This is a genomic window from Rhizobium sp. SG570 (assembly GCF_012275345.1).
In the GTDB taxonomy this organism is placed as follows: domain Bacteria; phylum Pseudomonadota; class Alphaproteobacteria; order Rhizobiales; family Rhizobiaceae; genus Rhizobium; species Rhizobium lusitanum.
This window is the reverse complement of record NZ_JAAZQI010000014.1, coordinates 41119-56986: the sequence shown is the minus strand read 5'-3', so window position 1 is coordinate 56986 and position 15868 is coordinate 41119. Positions and strand designations below refer to the sequence as shown.

Sequence of the window (15868 nt, the reverse complement as noted above, 5' to 3'; positions counted from 1 at the left end):
GCTGCTCGTTCCGCTTCTCGTCGGGGAGGTTGTTCTCGGCGTCTTGAAGATTGAAAGCTCCACAGTCGCGGAGTTCGACGAGGACCTGGCCAATGCATTCGAAAATCTGGCCTCCTATGCCGCCGTGCGGATCGAGAATGCCTCGATCAACGCCCAGCTTCGTCAGTCGCAGGAGAGAGCTCGCCTTGCCGAATGGGAGCTTCGTCTTTCGTGGGATACGCTTCCAGCCCACGCCTGGCACACGAGCCCGGACGGGAGGCTGGAGGACGTCAATCGACAGTGGTTGAGCTACTTCGGTCTTACAAAAGAAGAGTCGATGGGCTTCGGATACATGCGGGTCTTCCATCCAGACGATAGGGAACGTGTCCAGGAGCTATGGACGGGGCTGTTGACCAACGAGGTCGCGGGGGGCGTCGAGGCTCGCATGGTCGCTCGTGACGGCACCTCGCGTACTTTCTTGCTGCGTGCTGTGCCGATCCGTGACGAGAGCGGCAAGGTCATCAAGTGGTATGGCCTGAACACTGACGTTGAAGACCTTAAAATTGCGCAAAACCGAATTCAGGAGAGCGAACAGCGCTACGCGGCAACGCTCTCGAGTATCGGGGATGCGGTCATATCGACAGACGACCAAGGGCGGCTGACGTTTCTCAATCCGGTTGCAGAAAAGCTGACGGGATGGACACAGCAGGAGGCCGCTGACAGACCTGTCGAACAGGTCTTCAAGCTGATCGACGAGGCACACCAAGTCCTGGTCGACCCCGTCTCGGAGATCCTCGGCCGCGAAGCCGAGCTTACGATAAGTACCCAATACGCGCTCCGCTCGAAGGCCGGCTCCGAGATGGTGATTGATGTATCTGGGGCACCGATCATCGACACGAGCGGCGAGATGAAAGGCGCGGTTCTCGTGTTCAGGGACATGACCCAGAGAAACGAGACCTCGGACGCTCTGCGAAAGTCGAAGGAAGATCTTGCTCGCATGAGCCGCCTGACCGCCATAGGCGAGTTGGCGGTGTCCGTCGCGCACGAAATGAATCAGCCCCTCATGGCCATTGTCACCAACGCCGCAGCATCCATGAGTTGGCTGAAATCCGCTTCCCCGAACATCGAAGAGGCCGTGCAGGCGATCGACTGGGTTCTGCGCGACGGCTACCGGGCGGGCAAGGTGTTGAGCAGCATCCTTGCACTGGCGCGGAATTCTCGACCCAAGGTCGGGCCGCTGAGCATCCGTAGCGTGATCGAAGAAGTGCTCCTGTTGACCAAGAACGAACTCCGGCAAAAAGGCGTCCTTGTCGAAACCGTTTATGAGGGTGCAGCGGATGCGGTCAACGGGGATCGGATCCAACTCCAGCAAGTCCTGATCAATCTGGTCATGAACGGCGCGGACGCAATGGCAGCGTTGGAAGGCCAGCGGCGAGTGCTCCACGTCGTCACGAGGCGGTGCGAAGGAATGATCCAGGTGAGCGTTTCGGACAGCGGCGTAGGTCTTGATCCGGATACTGCGGAAAGGGCGTTCGAGGCCTTCTTCACCACCAAAGCGACCGGCATCGGAATGGGGCTCTCGATTTGCCGATCCATCATCGAGGCGCACGGGGGCCATATCTGGGTCGCGACTGAAAAGGGCAAGGGGAGCACATTCAGCTTCACCCTGCCACCTCCGCTATCCTCGCAAGAGCAATGTGCAACTCCTGAATAACCGGGCGGATCAAAGCTTGTGTACGAGAGATGGAGGCGCCCATTCAATTCCTATATTCTAGCCGTCCTCCGCCAGCCGCACTTTCTCGATCGCGCACCGCAGGGTTAAGGGAGGCAACGGCGGACGAGTCATGTCTGAATCCTTTCGAGTTCAACTATTAAACGCCAGCAGACGCCGCAGATTTTAGTGTGGCGATCTCCGCCTCCAGTTCCTTGATCCTCGCGTCCCTGCTTTCGATCGCCTTCAGAACTTCGTCGGCCTCGAACCGGAGCGGAATATGCTGCGGGCAGTTCGCGTCCCAGGCTTCGACATGGAAGAGGATCACCTGCTCGGGTCTGGCTTGATATCCCTTCGGCGTCAACTGCTCGAGGAGCGCCGGGTCGTTTTCGACCACCTTGGCCGTTCCCCAGATCTTGATGCGCGTTCGGCTTCCGTAGTCGATCAGAAAAAGCTGAGCCTTATCATTGTCGGCAAGATTTCCCTGAGTGATGTACTGCCGGTTGCCGATATAGTCCGCGAATCCCAGCGTGGTTTCGTCGATCACATGGAGGAACCCTGGTGGCCCGCCCCGGTGCTGGATATACGGCTGGCATTCCTTGTTGGCGGTCGCCATGAAGATGCTGATCTGCTTTTCAATGAAGTCTTTGAGATCGGGCGTGATCGCGGTCGCCCATCCGCCGCGCTCCTCGACGCGGGCGTAGGATTTGCGAGAGCCCTTCCGCTCCTGGATCTCCTTCACGGATCGTGAGAAGGCGACGTCGCTCGAGAAATGTCTTTCGGTATCCACGGCCGCCTGCCCTCCCTATAGGATCGGCGATCCACGCCGCCGCGAGGAGTTTCCACTTACACGCCTTCGTAGGCAAGGCGGGTGAATAGTGCCGGAGAGATCGCCCAGTTGCCGAAGACCGGGTCCCATTTCGCCGTGGGTTTCGCGGCGATCGTCTCATCCACGGTCCGGCCATCCTTCTTCAGCTTGGCGACGTTCTCCCGGATGCCGACGAGCATGTCCCGCCAGGCGATCAGGTCCTTCTTGTTGCCGATCTCGCCATGCCCAGGGATGACGATCGTCTGGTCGTCGACCATCTTGACGTTGGCCTCGGCGGCCTGGATCTGCCCGTCGATGCTGCCACCCGTCGAATAGTCGATGAAGGGATAGACGCCATTCCAGAAGGTGTCGGCGACGTGCACGACGTTCGCCTCCTGGAAGAACACCGAGATGTCGCTGTCGGTGTGGGCGGGACCGTAGTACTTCAGCGCGATCGTCTGACCGTTGAGCTTCAACGTCTCCTCGTCGCCCTTCATCAGCATCGTCGGCAGCGCGCCCTTCGGCGAGGCTGGGAAGTCGAAATCCCAGTCGAAGACTCGAGTGGCGACCGTCAGATGCTTCAATGAATTCGGGTGGGCCGTGATCATGGCGCCTTCCGAATTGAGCCATTCGTTGCCGTCGGTGTGGTCGAAGTGCCAATGCGAATTGATGAGGTGCTTGATCGGCTGCAGACCGAGATCGGCCAGCGCCTTCTCGATCTTGGGGCGCGTCGCCGTGATCCCTGCGTCGACAAGGAGCTTTCCGTCATCTCCGACCAGGACGCCCATGTTACCGCCGGAACCCGAAAAAGCGCTGATGCCGCCACGAAGCTTAGTCGTGGTGATGTCCGCCGCCGCCGCGGCCTCGCGGATCTGGACGACAAGACTTTTGGCGGCCGCGAACGATTCCGCTGGCGAAAGCCAGCCGCCCGTGGCCGCGAACGTCGCGCCACCGAGGCAGCAAAGGCAGAAACCACGTCTCGATAGTGCGTAATCGTGCTTGTTCATTTCCGGCTCCATCTGTTTGGACAGTCGCGGTGGATGGGCGCCACCACGCAGGGAGGCGTGCGTGGTGGCCAAGCCTCGATCTAGTCCCGGCTCAGTTTTCGATCGAGGAAGTCGTGAATGAGCGGGGCCATCTCCGGAAGCTTGTCCTCCAGGGCGAAGTGCCCGGTGTCGAGAAGGTGCATCTCGGCATGCGGCAGGTCGCGAAGGTAGGGCGACGCGCCGTCGGCCGGGAAGATCTTGTCGTTCTTGCCCCAGACGATCAGGGTCGGCGGCTTCTTGTCGCGGAAGAATTTCTGGAATTCCGGATAGAGCGGGACGTTCGTGCCGTAGTCGTGGAAGAGGTCTAGCTGAATGTCGTTATTCCCAGGGCGATCAAGCAACGGCTGATCGTGACCCCAGTTGTCGGGATCGATGTGCGCGAGGTCGCTCATCCCGTCCGTGTACTGGAACTTGGTCGTCTCGGGCTTGAAGAGCACCATCAAGGCCTGGCGGTTTTCTGGGGTGTCGTGTTTCCAGTACGCCTTGATCGGGTCCCAGAACTCCTTGAGCCCCTCTTCGTAGGCATTGCCGTTCTGGACGATCAGCGCCGTCACGCGGTCGGGATGCTTGAGCGCGAGGCGGTATCCGACCGGAGCACCATAGTCCATCACATACATCGCGTATTCCTTGACATCCAGCTTGCCAAGAAGACCGTCGACGATGTCCGCGTAGTGCTGGAACGTGTAGGCGAACTTTGTATGGTCGGGCGCGGCGCTCTGGCCGAATCCCGGGTAGTCCGGCGCGATCACGTGATACTTGTCGGCGAGGATCGGGATCAAGTTCCTGAACATGTGGGACGACGTCGGGAACCCATGAAGCAGAAGTACGACGGGAGCGTCGGCGGGGCCGGCCTCACGGTAAAAGATGCTCGTCCCATCGACGTCCACCGTGTGATAGGTCACCTGTGGCACTATTAGCTTGTGGGCGGCGACGACCTTCTTCGCAGCATAGGACGTGGCCGGCAACGTCGCCGACGCGGACAACGCGATCGCGATGGCCAATGCGCTCCTGCCTAGGATCGATCTGTTCATTTCAGCCTCCGGTTTTTCGAATGAGGACGCGAGTGCGACTGCTCGTTGCGTCGCTGATTTCTCCTTAATTGCTACTCTCAGCGAGCGGAAACGACGAGCTAGTTGTCGTAAGCCGTTGTGAGTTTGCGTGAGGCGTCGTGCCAAACGACATCGCCAAATCGTTCGAATTCCTAGACCTTGGTCTAGTTCATCACGACGTTGTCGGGGTCGGGCTGGCCATTGGTCGGATTGTTCGCGTGCCGGGCCGGAGCTAGGCTCTTCCCACTCGCACCCAATTGAAGATCGCCTCCCGCTAGCGGGGCCAGATTTGTAAGAGTTCGATCTTCAGCAGCGCGATGAACAATTGCAGCCGACGGAGAAGTCAGCCATGCAAGTCCAATTCGCCGATACGCTCGAACAAACGAACCCAGCAGACCCATACCTGCCTCACCCTTCCAGAGAGGCGAAGCGCCGCGAATCCTATAACGACGCGATCCGCTTTGGCAGGTTCTGCGCAGTCCCGCATTCCCGGCAGCTTTTGCTGGACGGGCGCCCGCAGGAAATTGGCGGGCGGGCTTTCGATCTTCTGATGGTTCTGCTCAGGTCCAACGGCAGGATCGTCAGCAAGGACGAGATCCTGAACCAGGTGTGGCCGTCGATGGTGGTCGAGGAATGCAATCTCCGCTTCCAGGTGAAGTCCTTGAGGCGGGCGTTGGGTAGTCAAGGCAACATCATCAAGACGATCGTCAGAAGAGGCTACATGCTGATCAGGGACGACGTGCTACCCGAGGACAGGGCGCCGTTCGACGCGACAAGATCGACGACAATTTCGCAGATAGGCAAGCCTGCGGCAATGAAGGTCGCGGCACCCTACATCGTGCTGATCGAGGATGACGAGAGCGTCCGGCGCTCTATTTCAACACTGCTGCGATCGGTCGGCTTTTGCGTCGCATCCTTTGAATCCGTCAAGGAATACCAAGAGAGCGGGGACGCACCTCAACCCGATTGTCTCATCCTCGACGTCTGCCTGCCCGGCAGAAGCGGCTTGGACTTTCAGGCCGACCTCCTGAAGACTGGAATACGATACCCGATCATCTTCATCAGTGGCCATGCGGACATCCAGATGTCGGTGCGCGCGATGAAGGCGGGCGCGGTCGAGTTCCTGACGAAGCCTGTTCGGCATCAGGATCTGTTATCGGCGGTGGATATAGCGATAAACGCCGTATAAGCACGACCGAACATTGACGTTTAAACTCAAGGCGGCCGCGAGGGCCGCCTTCGTCCATTGTGGCATCAATTTTAGCCTTCACGGTATATCTGACCCGAAACCGAAAGCAGATCCAGCGGCCAACTGAATCTCACACGCCATCTCGACAACTCACACCATTGGACGGCGCCGCGTGGTAGCCTCACTGGAAGATAAACCGAGCGCGCATGCGCACTGCTGCACGCGCCCACCGTGAGGTTCTTCGCATGAACAAGTGGCTGTCGAGTTCAGTAATGGTCGCGGCTCTCATCTTAAGCCAGAGCGCGATGGCGGAGTCGAAGCCGACGATCGTCCTTGTCCACGGAGCCTTCGCGGAGTCCGCGAGCTGGGACGGCGTCGCCGCCAAGCTGCTGACGGACGGCTATCCTGTCGTCGCAGTCGCCAACCCGCTACGAGGACTGAAATACGACGCCGATTACGTCTTGGCAGTCCTGAAGTCCATTGACGGCCCCGTCGTCCTCGTCGGTCACTCGTACGGCGGCTCGGTCATCACCGACGTCGCGGTCGAAGGCATGAACGTCAAGTCCCTGGTCTTCGTCTCAGGACTCGCGCCGGACACTGGAGAGAGCGCCAGCGGCCTGGGCAAGAAGTTCCCAACCGGCACACTCGGGGACGCCTTGGCGCCGCCCGTAGTGCAGTCCGATGGAAAGCACGATCTCTACATCCTGCAGAGCAAGTTCTGGAAGCAGTTTGCCGCAGACGTTCCGGAGCAGGAAGCAGCGCTCATGGGCGCGGAACAGCGTCCGGTTACGGCTGAGGCCCTGAACGATCCTTCCGGCGATCCATCCTGGAAGAAGCTGCCCTCGCATTTCATCTACGGCACCGCTGACAAAAACATCCCAACTGAGCTCCACGAGTTCATGGCGAAGCGGGCTGGCGCAAAGGAAACGGTTGGCGTGAACGGCGCGTCGCATGTGGTGATGATCTCCCATCCCGATCTCGTGTCCGCAATGATCGAGCGGGCCGCCGCCGACAAGTAACGCCACGACCATCCACTAATTCGCGCCCTTCCGATGAGGAGCAGCAGATGCAGACCGATATCGCAATCAAGGTGAGCTTAGGCGGGATGCGTCGCGTCTTCGAAGCCGTCGACGACTGCCTGCACGTCGAGCACTACAGCGTCGCCGACCCGAACGTTTCTCTTGCAAAGCTGACACGCGAGAACGGAAACCGGGCGATCACCACCTCGCTGGGTTCCGGCGTCGGGACGTTCGTCGTCGCGGCCCGCGATTCCGAGCTACGCCTTGAGCAAAAAGGGCGTGTCCTGTTTCAGGGGCTGATGGTCGAGGACAGCCTCACCTTCGTGGAAGGCCCGGATCCGATCGCCGTCGAACTTCAGTCCGATGCGTGTCTCTATGTGCTCACCTTTCTGCGAGAGCCCTTTCGAGGCCCCTGCTCCGTTGTGGGGGGAAGGTTCAACATCCGCGATGTCCGATTAAGGGACCTGATAGGCGAGATTTGTGAAAGCTCGCCGGCGCGAAGAGGCGAACTCACCAAGGACTTCTCGCGGTTGGCGTTCGAACACTATCGATCGCTGCCGCGTGTCCATCCCCTTTCGGCATGGCGACTGAGCCGCGTCAGACGCTACGCCGAATCTCGTCTCGACCGGAGGATGTCGCTGGAGGAACTCGCCGACGTCGCGGGCTTCTCGCGAGCGCATTTCGCAGCCACGTTCAAAGCGGCCACCTCGATGAGCGCTCACGAGTTCCTTCTACGGATGCGAATCCAGGCCGCGGCAAGGCTACTCATTGGCACCGATCTGGCTCTCGTCGAGATCGCCTTGCAGACGGGGTTCCAGAACCAGCCGCATTTCACGACGGTCTTCAAGAGGATCACCGCAGTCACGCCGCGAAAATGGCGGAAGTCCCGTCGGTCCGCCGTAATGGCGCAAAGCCGCGAGCAAATGGCTGACGGCGTCGTTGTTATCGAACACCTGCCGGGACAGCCTGAGGGATTCCTTCCGCACGCACTGCATTGAAGACCCGCACCGGGGCGGCCCGACTACAGCAACCGAAGCAACAAAAGAGATCCAAAATGACACGAATTCCAATTCCCGCGACACTCGACGCGGCGCCTGAAGCTTCCAAGCCGACGCTGGAGGCGATCAAGAAGCAGATCGGCGCACTGCCCAACGTGTTCCGCATGATGTCGACCAGCCCCGCCGTGCTGGAAGCTTACGCAGGCCTCAACGGAGCGCTCGGCAAGGGCAAGCTCGACAAAAAGATCCGCGAGCGCATCGCGTTGGCGATCGCTCAGAAGAACGGCTGCGAGTATTGCCTCGCCGCCCACACTTACACCGGCACCCACGTGACCAAGCTCAGTCTCGAGGAGATTGCAGCGGCCCGCCGGGGCGGATCCTCCGAGGGAAGGGCCGACGCCGCGGTGAAGTTCGCGGTCAGGGTTGCAGAAGCCAGAGGCGGTGTTTCCGAACAGGAAGTGGAAGGACTGAAGGCGGCCGGCTTCGATGACGGCGAGCTTCTGGAGATTGTCGCGCACCTCGCGGCGAACACCTTCACGAACTACATGAACGAGGTCTTCATGACCGACGTCGACTTCCCGAAAGTCGAACGCGAAGCCGCCTGAACGAGGCACCTCCCTGGAGGGCGGCAATCCCGCCATCCAGGAATCTGTCATTACATTCGCCTCCCTATTCGCAATAGAACATGCTCTCACGACAGGGTGTGCGAGGGCATGTTTTCGGCGATCGTGGCCTGATTGGGGCAGACCTTACTTGGGGCAGCACGTTCCGCCTGCGATCGCCTTGAGAGCTCGAATCCTATCGGCTATCTCTTCTCCTGCGCCAGGAAGGTGACCGCCTGCTCCGTGATCACATGATGCTTCGGATCCGCCTATTCCAAGAGCACCTTATGCCGGCCGGCCGCAAGACCGACGATAGTTAGCGTCTCGCCGCTCTTATCGATGAAGTGCCATGGAAGATCATCGACCGTCACGTGCACGCATCCGACGCAGGGCGAGACCTGCAGCGCGCCTCCTCCAAAAACGGAGACTATGCAGATGTTCTCCGCCCGATACTGGATGAAGACAAGTCCGTGGGACAATGGCTCGGGCAGCGGCAGATCGACGACAAGCTTCGGCCCCGGCTCGTCTTCAATGGCAATCAGCGGTGAAGGACCCTTGATAGGCCGAGCCGTCTGGCCCGAGGCGCCAGGCGTCGTCATCGCGCGCCCCTTGGCTCGATTGCTTCGATGATCCGTGCGACGGCTCTCAACGCTCCGCCATTTTCTGCCGGAGGGTTGATGAAGTCTAGTTAGTTGTCGTGAGGTACGGTCGGATCTGGTGCGGCAATCGGTGGCATGAATGCTCTCACGCAGTTGGAGCAGGACCGCTCGCCAAAGCGTTCCTGATCGCCTCCAGCAAGTCCGTCGGATTGACAGGTTTCAAGAAGATCCTTAGCGCCCCTGAATTTCTGGCACGGTCGCCGACCGCGAGATCGGAGTGGGCGGTGATAAGAATTGACGGAATCCGTCTAGTCATCCCGGACAGCTTGTCCAGCAAGTCCAGTCCCGAAATACCGCCGAGCTGGATGTCGGTGACCAGGCAAGCCGCGGTCCGCAACTCCGTCGACGCGAGGAATTCTTCGGCCGACGCGAAGGCGGCAACCCGCATGCCGTTGGCGCGCAGCAGCCCTCTGAGCGCGTCACGGACGGGCTCGTCATCCTCGACGCAAACCACTAGGGAGGTCTTCGGCGCATCAACCATCAATCGATCCAATCGCTGTAATCCTATGGCCGGGGTTGAGCGCTCGCAATGCGACTAACGTCTGGAAATATTCTATTAAAACTAGCCTTTAGTAGAGGTGTTCGCCTGCTCTGCCGACTCGAGCAAATCGTAATGGCGCACCAGTTCCGGAAGGGACTGGACATGCATCTTCTGCATCACATTCCCGCGGTGCAGTTTAACTGTCGCCTCGGAAATCCCCAAGGCCGTGGAGATCTGCTTGTTGCGCTGTCCCTCCACCACCCGGATCAGAACTTCCTGCTCACGTTTCGTCAGCGTTTCGAAGTCGGCTCGCGCACTCGCTGCCGCCTCCTCCTTCATCGTCGAGCGGCTGTCCCGTTTCATCGCAGAGTGGACGGCGTCCAGGAGATCCTGCTCGCGCACCGGTTTCGTCAGGAACTCCACCGCGCCTGCCTTCATCGCCCGCACGGCGATCGGAACGTCGGCATGGCCGCTCATGAAGATCACCGGCCTGTGGAAACCACGGGATCGTACCTCTTCGTAGAATTCAATGCCGCTCTGGCCGGGGAGCCGCACGTCCAGGATCATGCAGCCGACAGACCCCAATTGGCCCTTCGTCGAGAACTCGGTCGCCGACGAAAATGCGGTCACGTTGAACTTCATGGACTTCAGCAGACCGACAAGGGACTCGCGTACGCCGACGTCGTCTTCAATGACGACGACCTGCGGGGAAACGTCCTCACGTTGCTTCTGGTTCATTTGCCCCCCTTGCGTACGGCACCGCGAATTTGAACGCCGATCCTCCAGACGCCAGCGACCGTGCCGCCCGCATCCCACCATGCGACTCGATGATAGACCTGCAGATCGCCAGACCCATGCCGGCCCCCTCCGGCTTGGTCGAAAAGAATGCTTCGAAAATGCGCTCTGATGCAATGGTGTCGAGACCTTTGCCATTGTCCTCGACCCGGACAACCACGGAGTGGGAGCCGCAATCCTCGCTGATCACGTTGATGATCCGGCCATGTTCCTTTCCAGTCATGCGAGACATCGTTCATCGATGCGACTGCTCCGCGATCACATGCCGGGATGCTAATCCTGAGGGCCGAGGAAAGCCAGTTCCGAACGCGTTTCAGCGCTCGGCATCCCGCGTCCGACACCGGTCTGCAGACAACGATGTCTGCGCCCGCACGGCCATCGGTGACGATGCTTGACGGTTTGGAAAACTTTGCTCGGCACGACGCTGTTCCTTCAATGGGTTACTATACTTTGAACCCATCATCGGCCTTTCTTTGGTGGATGGTTATCGAAAGAGTACGATGCCGCGCTACCGCGTCCGTTTTAGTGCGAGTTCCGTCATCGCACGAATTCGAAATATCGTCTGCGGTCGCCTTAATAAATTGGTCCACGCGTTCGCGGGTTCCAAGAAGTCGTCTGGCGTACGGAGCGGCAAGCCAGATAAGTGTAATCTGGAGGGTGAAAATGCGGAAAATAACTGCTTTCTGGATCGTGCCGTCAGGCATTGCTGTGATCTGCCTCTCCCTTGTCGTTGCCCGTGCTGCGAGCGAGAACGCATCGCCGATCTACGGAGTCAACCTTCCCGAAGGATATCGCGACTGGCGGGTCATAACGGTCGCCCACGAAGCCGGAAAGAACAACGACATCCGCGCGATCTTGGGAAACGACGTCGCGGTGAAGGCTTTTCGCGAAGGCACTCGGCCGTTTCCGGATGGAGCGGTAATCGCTCGCCTGGCATACGTCTACAAATCGTCTCCCGAGAATGACGCCGTATTCCCGGCGCCGCAATCCTTTGTGGCGGGTGACCCGACGAACGTGCAGATCAGTGTGAAAGACTCAAAAAAGTTCGCGGATAGCGGCGGCTGGGGTTATGGGCAGTTCGAAAATGGCGTCGCGAACCAGAGCGAACCGCTTTTGAAATCGTGTTTTGCGTGTCACACCAAACTGGACCGCTCGAAGGATTTTGTGTTTAGCCATTATTCGCCCTGACGGTCGCCGACGATTGCGACGTTGGCTATAATCGCGTCTACGGCTGGCGCGGCGATACGACATGGCGAGTACGAGAGGATATGTGGATAGGTGTAACGCTGGCAAACCGGCGAGCGGTGACGCCTTGCGCGCGCGTTTCAGCCGCGGCATCGTCTCACTGACCGTCAGCATTCTGAAGCGGATTGGTTGCAAATGCCAGCACCCCGCGCCGCCTCGACAAAGGCTTGATGGGCCATTTCGCGTGTCGTCCTTCCATCCAGCGTTGCTAGACAGACCAGAAGCGCATCGCTGTACGCGCGATCGTCTTCGCCTGGCCATCTATCCCAAAGACAGTCGAGGCCTCAGCGTTGCAGGAGATTGTTCGGTATTGTCCGACCGCATGTAGCTCCAGAACGACGGGCATGTGCCATTGATCGTTGGCCATCGTGGTTCTCCTACATGCCGTCGAGCTATGAGAGAGGAATTTGTTCCCTCCGGCATGCCCGCGGCTGGTCAACCCCCCCCGGATCGCGACCGTCCGTATCCTCCAGTTCCTCGACCGTGAACTCGTCGAAGTTGGCCCAAAGCTGCGCTGCCAAAGACTTGAGGCCTGCCGCCCTTTCGGGATCGGCATCGGCCGCGTCGGCACGTGTAGCGATCTCCTGTCTGAGTCCGCCGTACTCTGTCATGCTAGAACCTTATAGTTCAAGCCAACGAATTGGTGTAATGAGAGCGGCAAATCTAATCAAACTGCTCGCCATGGCCGATCTGCTCGCGAACGGCGTCTGGCACTAGCGGTTCGTCGGCCGGATCGGGATCGACGGTGTTGTCATCCTTGAGAGACTGAGCTGCCTCGCTTAGCGCGACAGCGATCTCCTGAGTGCCCCATCCAGCTTCGTTTGCGGAGGCGATGATCTCTTCCAATACAGCCCTTGCGGCGACCTTCAATTCTTCGAAGCGCTGTCGTGGGTCTTCGGTTGTTGGCGAGGGAAACGGCATGGTCGACTCCTTTCGATGGCGGGGTAACACTTCAGACATCAGACGGTTCCGATAGGCGCCTGGAGGGAAAGACGTCGGTCTCTGTTCTCACCGTCCGGTAGACTGTGAGTCGGAGCCGAGGCTGACCCCTCGTGACGTGAGTCTAAGGCTTTGATCTACAGACAGAAAATGACAATTGGGTGGGGTCATGATCGGCGCCGATGATGACCCCACTCATGCTATGGATTTGCCAGCAAATTCATGTAGTTAATGGTAGACGGGGCGCGCCCCAAAGTGTGTTTATCACGTTTGTCCAGCCTCGGGATCCCACGCGGCTTCATCGAGGATCTCCTATTCCGGTGCGCACCCTCGCGGAATGCCATGTCGGAGCCATCACGGCGCGGGCTTCCAAGAACTATGCGGAATTAGGTAGCAACTGCCACCAGACTTCCTGTCGGTGAAAAAGCAGGCAGAGATCGGTCTTCGCCAACATCGCTTCAATTGGTTCGCAGCTATTGAGCCTTGCGTGATGCCTGCGTCTAATTAGTGTGTTGCAAATACAGCAAATTAGTGTGAGACAAATACGTCTAATTAGTGTTGGCGCAAAGCGCCGGATTAGTGCCGTCGTCGCACCTGTAGGATTTACGAAATGTCAGGACGCCCGCCAAATGAACTGCTTGCCTCATCGCTTCGGGAGCTTCGAGGTGCAACCGAACAAGGGGCTCGATCAGTTCTGAAGAGCGACCTCTTGAGCAGGGTTCATCGCGAGCGTCTCGCCAAGGCGGGATTTGTGGAAGAGATAATGCGCGGGTGGCTCGCGGTTAATTCCCGACCTTCCGATAGGCGTCGGATCGACTCCGAGTGGAGCACCGTCTACTGGGAATTCGTACGGAGCTATCTTGACGATCGCTTCGGAAGCAATTGGTGCTTTTCGCCGGAAACGTCGGTGACTTTGTGGGCCGAAAACTGGTCTGTCGCGCCGCAGATTGTCGTTCGCAGTCCTGCAGCCAATAATCAGGTTCTTCCAATGCCGGGCGGAACGTCCCTTTACTTGTTGCGGGTTCCACAACCCGACCAATCTGTCGTTCACAATGGCGTCCGGGTGCTCACCAAGGAAGAGGCGATCATCAACAGTGCAAAGAATAGCTGGACCGCAATACCGACCGACATGATCGCCGTCATGGGGTCTATTCGCGGTTCTGCATCGCTTCTTCGCGGTCTCCTTTCCGGCGCAAGAAGCACCATGGCCGGAAGGATAGCCGGTGCCCTGCGCCATCTTGGAAGGATCCGCGACGCCGATAGCATCCTGTCAACGATGAGCGCGGCCGGATATGTCGTTCACGAAGACGACCCATTTGACGATAGTGGCCACGCTCTGCTTGACGAACGAAGAGCGGCGACACCTGCGGCCACCCGCATCAAGAATCTGTGGGCGAAAATGAGCCGGGATGCTCTGGACAGCATCGATATAGAAGGCACGCGTTTCAACGACATCGACGCCTACATGGAGGAGATCGAAGAACGATATGTCGCGGATGCGCTGAATTCCCTTTCAATCGAAGGTTATCAGGTGTCGGAAGAACTCATTGAGAGGGTTCAGTCGGGTACCTGGAACCCCGAAGAGCATGCAGGGGATGCCGATGCCCGGAACGCCTTGGCTGCGAAAGGCTACCGCCTCGCGTACGAAGAGGTAAGAAAGGATATCCGGTCGATCCTTGAGGGAGAACCATCGGGACCTCTTCTATCGCACCGACATCAGGACTGGTTCAGGGAGATGTTCCGGCCATCAGTACAAGCTGGCATCATAGAAGCGTACAAGCTCGCGGGTTATAGGAGTCACAATGTGTATCTGCGGGGTTCCTCTCATGTCCCCCTACCACCGCATGCGATAGCTGATGCCATGGACGCTCTGTTCGAGTGCATCGAGGATGAATCCGATCCACGGGCCAAGGCTATTGTTGCCCCTTTCCTCTTCACCTACATTCACCCCTTTCCAGATGGAAATGGACGCTCAGGTCGCTTCCTCATGAACGCACTGCTGGCTGAAGCCGGACTACCTTGGACGGTAGTACCTGTCGATCAACGCGACAGGTATATGTCATGTCTTGAGGAGGCCAGCCAGAACGAGAATATCCGCCCGCTTGCACTCTTTATTGAGGAACTGGCCAAAGCACCACCACCGCCGCCACGCCCACAAACGACAGCATGGGCGAGCAAAAAATATGAGATCTGAACTCGGGCAGGCGAAGCCTCGTTTTCGCGACCAACGCTTCTCGAGTGCGGTTCGAACCGGGCCGCTAGCGAACAAGCACAAGGGCCCCGCAGCCTCGAGAGCCATGTGCCATCGCTGGCCTGCATCGCCTTGCGACAGGTGACGATACGGCCCCTCCCCAGATCCGCGCTCAGGAAGGAAAGCGGATGGCTGCGCAGGGTCAATCCGACATGACCGTGGTCCTCGGCCATCTCGCCATTTCCCAAAATCGAATACAAACGCGCTTGGGCAACCTGGATTTCGCGGAGATTGGGGACCATGGCATCTACCGTTCCGGAGGACCCTATCACGATTGCTTGTGACGGTTTGGCCTACTGCAGTAGCCGTAATAGCCTCCTGGTTCAGCATCATCATCCGCACTGCCGCCAAACCGCTGGCGGTCACGCTACATCCCCGCTCCGGAAAATGCGCGTGCCTTGAGTTGAGTCAAAGTCAATGAATCCTAACTGCTATAATAAATGCATTACTCCCTGCGTCTCGGCCGCAGCGAGCAGTTGTTCCGCGGACCTGAAGGAGAAGCATGATGGAAATCGAAGATACCAAGGGTGACCTGACCACGCGTAGCGGATTTCACTTTCACGTTCGGGGCGCCGAGCCGAAGGATGAAGCAATTGTCGCTGATTTTTTCAATCATGTGACACCAGAGGACGTCAGATTTCGTTTCCTATCCGGAATGAAATCCGTTTCTCATGAAAGGCTCGTTGAAATGACAAGCGCTGGCGATGCCAAGCGCGTCAACTTCCTTGCCTTTTCACCGGATCAGACTTTGCTGGCGGTGGCAATGCTGGCGGTCGGCAAGGATGCTCAACGCGGAGAGGTCGCGCTGACCATTCGTGAAGACTACAAGCATCAGGGTATAAGTTGGGAAATGCTCGCGCACATCTGCCGCTATGCGGAACGACATAATTTCAAAAGCATCGAATCCATAGAAAGCCGCGAAAACCATGCCGCAATCGAGTTGGAGCGCGACATGGCTTTCCAGGCCCATGACGACAAAGACGATCCTACGATCGTCGTGCTGCGGCGAGATTTTGGATGATGACCGTCGGTGTTCATCATCTAAACATGGTTGATCGCCGTCATTGGTTGGTCGAGACCATATGCCGCTCAGACGG

General features: G+C 58.6%; 17 protein-coding genes and 2 pseudogenes. 8 read left to right on the top strand and 11 right to left on the bottom strand.

Going from position 1 to position 15868, the window contains the following annotated elements:
* Positions 1-43: 43 nt before the first annotated feature.
* Positions 44-1693 carry a PAS domain S-box protein gene (locus FHT28_RS25260; protein ID WP_246704937.1) on the top strand — a complete coding sequence of 550 codons (1650 nt, stop codon included), beginning with the start codon at positions 44-46 and terminating at the stop codon, positions 1691-1693.
* Positions 1694-1753: 60 nt separating this feature from the next.
* Here the strand turns inward: FHT28_RS25260 and FHT28_RS36895 are convergent.
* From FHT28_RS36895 to FHT28_RS25245, 4 genes and pseudogenes are all read right to left on the bottom strand, one after another.
* Positions 1754-1825: pseudogene (locus FHT28_RS36895) on the bottom strand (DUF1348 domain-containing protein); the annotation flags it as partial.
* A 25-nt stretch (positions 1826-1850) separates the two neighbouring features.
* Positions 1851-2480 carry a pyridoxamine 5'-phosphate oxidase family protein gene (locus FHT28_RS25255; RefSeq protein WP_037200739.1) on the bottom strand — a complete coding sequence of 210 codons (630 nt, stop codon included), beginning with the start codon at positions 2478-2480 and terminating at the stop codon, positions 1851-1853.
* Between the two features lie 56 nt (positions 2481-2536).
* The gene (locus tag FHT28_RS25250) at positions 2537-3505 is read right to left on the bottom strand and encodes an MBL fold metallo-hydrolase (RefSeq protein WP_037200740.1); all 969 of its coding nucleotides are present in this window, start codon (positions 3503-3505) and stop codon (positions 2537-2539) included.
* 80 nt (positions 3506-3585) lie between these two features.
* Complete coding sequence (locus tag FHT28_RS25245; protein WP_168597642.1) at positions 3586-4575, bottom strand: alpha/beta hydrolase; 990 nt, start codon at positions 4573-4575, stop codon at positions 3586-3588.
* A 367-nt stretch (positions 4576-4942) separates the two neighbouring features.
* Here FHT28_RS25245 and FHT28_RS25240 point away from each other — a divergent pair, with 367 nt between their 5' ends.
* From FHT28_RS25240 to FHT28_RS25225, 4 genes are all read left to right on the top strand, one after another.
* Positions 4943-5782 (top strand): response regulator, encoded by an 840-nt coding sequence (locus FHT28_RS25240; RefSeq protein WP_168597641.1) that lies wholly within the window; start codon positions 4943-4945, stop codon positions 5780-5782.
* A gap of 245 nt (positions 5783-6027) precedes the next feature.
* On the top strand, positions 6028-6801 hold the full coding sequence (locus FHT28_RS25235) for an alpha/beta hydrolase (protein WP_037200773.1): 774 nt from the start codon (positions 6028-6030) through the stop codon (positions 6799-6801).
* A gap of 47 nt (positions 6802-6848) precedes the next feature.
* The gene (locus FHT28_RS25230) at positions 6849-7799 is read left to right on the top strand and encodes an AraC family transcriptional regulator (RefSeq protein ID WP_047561945.1); all 951 of its coding nucleotides are present in this window, start codon (positions 6849-6851) and stop codon (positions 7797-7799) included.
* A gap of 56 nt (positions 7800-7855) precedes the next feature.
* Positions 7856-8404 carry a carboxymuconolactone decarboxylase family protein gene (locus tag FHT28_RS25225; protein ID WP_168597640.1) on the top strand — a complete coding sequence of 183 codons (549 nt, stop codon included), beginning with the start codon at positions 7856-7858 and terminating at the stop codon, positions 8402-8404.
* A gap of 266 nt (positions 8405-8670) precedes the next feature.
* On the opposite strand, the gene FHT28_RS25220 is transcribed toward FHT28_RS25225, so the two are convergent.
* The 4 genes from FHT28_RS25220 to FHT28_RS25205 form a co-directional block, all read right to left on the bottom strand.
* Positions 8671-9000, bottom strand: coding sequence for a DUF6130 family protein (locus FHT28_RS25220; protein ID WP_234903946.1), 330 nt, complete (start codon positions 8998-9000; stop codon positions 8671-8673).
* Between the two features lie 145 nt (positions 9001-9145).
* The gene (locus tag FHT28_RS25215) at positions 9146-9541 is read right to left on the bottom strand and encodes a response regulator (RefSeq protein ID WP_037200746.1); all 396 of its coding nucleotides are present in this window, start codon (positions 9539-9541) and stop codon (positions 9146-9148) included.
* A gap of 81 nt (positions 9542-9622) precedes the next feature.
* Positions 9623-10279, bottom strand: coding sequence for a response regulator (locus tag FHT28_RS25210; protein ID WP_168597639.1), 657 nt, complete (start codon positions 10277-10279; stop codon positions 9623-9625).
* Positions 10260-10559 carry an ATP-binding protein gene (locus tag FHT28_RS25205; RefSeq protein ID WP_246704936.1) on the bottom strand — a complete coding sequence of 100 codons (300 nt, stop codon included), beginning with the start codon at positions 10557-10559 and terminating at the stop codon, positions 10260-10262. The genes FHT28_RS25210 and FHT28_RS25205 overlap by 20 nt, the downstream gene beginning before the upstream one ends.
* 440 nt (positions 10560-10999) lie before the next feature.
* Here FHT28_RS25205 and FHT28_RS25200 point away from each other — a divergent pair, with 440 nt between their 5' ends.
* Complete coding sequence (locus FHT28_RS25200) at positions 11000-11524, top strand: cytochrome P460 family protein (protein WP_168597637.1); 525 nt, start codon at positions 11000-11002, stop codon at positions 11522-11524.
* A 265-nt stretch (positions 11525-11789) separates the two neighbouring features.
* On the opposite strand, the gene FHT28_RS25190 is transcribed toward FHT28_RS25200, so the two are convergent.
* Complete coding sequence (locus FHT28_RS25190; RefSeq protein WP_168597636.1) at positions 11790-11948, bottom strand: hypothetical protein; 159 nt, start codon at positions 11946-11948, stop codon at positions 11790-11792.
* Positions 11949-12244: 296 nt separating this feature from the next.
* Positions 12245-12502, bottom strand: coding sequence for a hypothetical protein (locus FHT28_RS25185; RefSeq protein WP_168597635.1), 258 nt, complete (start codon positions 12500-12502; stop codon positions 12245-12247).
* Positions 12503-13130: 628 nt separating this feature from the next.
* On the opposite strand from FHT28_RS25185, the gene FHT28_RS25180 reads away from it, so the two are divergent.
* Positions 13131-14714, top strand: coding sequence for a Fic family protein (locus FHT28_RS25180; RefSeq protein ID WP_168597634.1), 1584 nt, complete (start codon positions 13131-13133; stop codon positions 14712-14714).
* 67 nt (positions 14715-14781) lie between these two features.
* On the opposite strand, the pseudogene FHT28_RS36350 reads toward FHT28_RS25180, so the two are convergent.
* Positions 14782-14950: pseudogene (locus FHT28_RS36350) on the bottom strand (DNA polymerase-like protein); the annotation flags it as partial.
* Between the two features lie 326 nt (positions 14951-15276).
* Between FHT28_RS36350 and FHT28_RS25175 the strand changes: the two are divergent.
* Complete coding sequence (locus tag FHT28_RS25175) at positions 15277-15792, top strand: GNAT family N-acetyltransferase (protein WP_047561983.1); 516 nt, start codon at positions 15277-15279, stop codon at positions 15790-15792.
* The last annotated feature ends 76 nt before the right edge of the window (positions 15793-15868 follow it).